At 74.4% G+C, this 3018-nt stretch carries 1 protein-coding gene and 1 pseudogene; both read left to right on the forward strand.

Going from position 1 to position 3018, the window contains the following annotated elements; all coding sequences use genetic code 11:
- Window positions 1-393 (forward strand): annotated as a pseudogene (locus ABZ914_RS15745) (hypothetical protein); the annotation flags it as partial.
- Entirely contained in the window at window positions 390-2978 is a 2589-nt protein-coding gene (locus ABZ914_RS15750) for a VIT domain-containing protein (protein WP_500193601.1), read from the forward strand. The pseudogene ABZ914_RS15745 and the gene ABZ914_RS15750, both read left to right, overlap by 4 nt.
- Window positions 2979-3018: the final 40 nt, after the last annotated feature.

A 3018-nucleotide genomic window follows, 5' to 3' on the forward strand; every position in this document is an offset into this window, starting at 1 on the left:
CAGCAAACGGACGACGCACGGCAAACGGACAGCGCGCAGCAATCACACGACGCACGACAGTCGGACAGCGCGCAGCAATCGCGCGGTGCGCAGCAGGCCGACGATAAAGCGCGGACCAGAGGGCGCTTCTGGAGCGCCCGCCCCGACATGTCGTTCGGCCGCGCCACTGTGGCGGCGGACTATGCCCGTCCGGTCCCACCCGTCGTGCAAGGCGTCCGCCTCGCCCCCGACCTCACCCTCCTGCTGGAGGCCGGCTCGCTCAGCGCCGACGACCTCCGCGCCATCGAGACCGCAGCGCGGCCGCTGCTCGACGAGCTGGCCGCGCGAGGGCTCATCGCCTCCCCCGCAGACTCCACTCGCCCGCCCGCCGATCCTCCCCGGAGGCCGCAATGACCGTTCGCATACTCCCCCTGCCCGAGACCGACGCGACCGCGGAACCCGGCGGCGGGCTCGGCGCCCTGGCCACCGACCGGGGCAACCTTCCGCTCGACTCAATCGACGTGCACGCCGCGATCACCGGTCTCGCCGCCGGCGTCGAGGTCGTCCAGGGGTTCCGCAACCCGTTCGACGTGCCCCTGGAGGCGACCTACATCTTCCCGCTCCCCGACCGCGCCGCCGTGACCGCACTGCGCATGGAGGCGGACGACCGGGTCATCGAGGGGACGTTGAAGGAACGGGGCCAGGCCCGCCAGGACTACAGTGCCGCCATAGCGGCGGGGCAGCGTGCGGCCATCGCCGAGGAGGACCGCCCGGACGTGTTCACCATGCAGGTGGGCAACATCCTGCCGGGCGAGCGGGTGACGATCCGGCTGGGGCTCACCCAGCCGCTGCCGCACGAATCGTCCTCCACGGCGACGTTCCGCTTCCCGCTCGTCGTCGCACCCCGCTACATCCCGGGAACGCCGCTGGACGACGAGGCCGCGGGCGGCGGGGTGGCCGAGGACACCGAAGCGGTGCCGGACGCGTCCCGGATCAGCCCGCCGGTCCTGCTGCCGGGGTTCCCCAACCCGGTCCGGCTCGCGATCAGCGCCGACATCGGCCCGTCCGGACTGCCGCTCACCGAGATCCACTCGGCTCTGCACGTGGTGACCGAGGAGAGCGGCGGCGACCGCACCACGGTCCGGCTCCATCCGGGCGAGCGCCTCGACCGCGACTTCATCCTGCGCCTGGGCTTCGCGCCGCAAGAGAGCGCGGCGCTGTCGCTGGTGCCGGACGAGAGCGGCGACGAGGGCACCTTCAGCCTGACGGTCCTTCCCTCGGGCGACGCCCGGCCGAGCCCCCGCGATGTGGTGCTCGTCCTCGACCGTTCGGGCAGCATGAGCGGCTGGAAGATGGTCGCCGCCCGGCGGGCCGCCGCGCGGATCGTGGACACGCTCCGCGACGAGGACCGGTTCGCCGTCCTCTCCTTCGACACTGTCGTCGAGCGCCCCCGCGGCCTCGACTCGGGCCTGGCCGCCGGCACGGACCGCAACCGGTTCCGTGCCGTCGAGCACCTGGCCGCGCTGGACGCCCGCGGCGGCACCGAGATGCTCGCCCCGCTCGACGAGGCCTGCGGCCTCTTCGCCCGCTCCAAGCGCGACCGGGTGCTGGTCCTCATCACCGATGGGCAGGTCGGCAACGAGGACCAGATCCTCGCGCGCCTGGCGCGGAAGCTGCGGGGCGTGCGCGTCCACACCGTCGGTATCGACCGGGCCGTGAACGCGGGCTTCCTGAACCGGCTGGCCTCGATCGGCCAGGGCCGCTGCGAGCTGGTCGAGTCCGAGGACCGTCTCGACGAGGCCATGGACGAGATCCACCACCGCATCGGCGCGCCCGTCGCCACCGGCCTCTCCCTGCGGGCCGAGGGCCTGGAGATCGTCCCCGACTCGGTGGCGCCCGCCCGCCTGGGCGCCCTCTTCCCGGGAGTGCCGCTCGTGATCGCGGGGCGGTTCCGCGGCGCGACCGCCGGATCGATCGCCATTGAGGGCACCGCGTCCGACGGCACCGCCTGGCGGCAGCAGGCGCCCGGCACCATCGCCCGGAACCCCGCCGCCACGGCGATCTGGGCACGCGCCCACCTCCGCGACCTCGAGGACCGCTACACCGTCGGTGGGCCCCCCGACCTCGAAGAGCGCATCGTCGACACCTCGCTGCGGTTCGGGGTGCTGTGCCGCTTCACGGCCTTTGTCGCCGTCGACAGCCGGGTCGTGACCGACTCCGCCGCGCCGCACCAGGTCGTCCAGCCCGTCGAGATGCCGGACGGCTGGGCCGCCTCCGCACTCGCCCCCGCGGTGTACGGATCGGCGAGCCCGCTGATGGCCCCGCCAATCGAGCAGCTCGAGGGCGCGGCTCCGCCGCGGCCCAGCTTCGCGCCACCGGCCCCCGGCGGACCTCCGCGTCCGAGCGCCGTCCCTTCGCCGGCCGGTCCGGCCGGTCCGGCCGCGCCCGGCAGCGCACCCCGGAGCAGGCGCCCCGCCGGCGGCGGTGCCCCGGCTCCCGGTGGTCCGCCCGCGCCCCCGGCCGCCCCCGTGCACCAGGACACCTTCGACGATCACGACGACATCGACCTGCCCGACTTCCTCCGGGACACCTCGCCCCCCGCGCCCCCGGTGGGCGACACCGGCACACCTTCCGGCTACGGCTCACCCCAGCAGCCCTCGACGCCCGACCTCGATGCCTACAAGCGGGAACTGGCACGCCTGCTGGAGTCGCTGCGCGGGACCTCGTCCGACACCGCCCACCGCATCGGCCGCCTGCAGCACGAGGCGCTTCCGGCGCTGACGTCGGTCGTCGAACGCATGCGTGCGCATCTCGCGCCGGACACCGAGCCCCTCCGCACGCTGGAGACGCTCCACCAAGCCCTGCTCCGCATCATCCCGACGAGCCCGAAGCACGAGGTCGACGACCTCTGGACCCGCGTGCTCCAGACCCTCGGCGAGTTCACCGGCGAGCCCGTCCGCCCACCGGCCCGCCGCCCCTTCTGGAAGCGAGGCCGGTGAGCCCACCTGCGGACGGCGAAGGGGCGGCCTCCCGACCGGG

Origin of the sequence: Spirillospora sp. NPDC046719 (assembly GCF_040645715.1) — a bacterium.
GTDB lineage: Bacteria > Actinomycetota > Actinomycetes > Streptosporangiales > Streptosporangiaceae > Spirillospora.

What these genes read in the sequence shown, in the direction of transcription:
- ABZ914_RS15750 (WP_500193601.1), top strand. Translation starts at nt 390, where the DNA reads ATGACCGTTCGCATACTCCCCCTGCCCGAGACCGACGCGACCGCGGAA.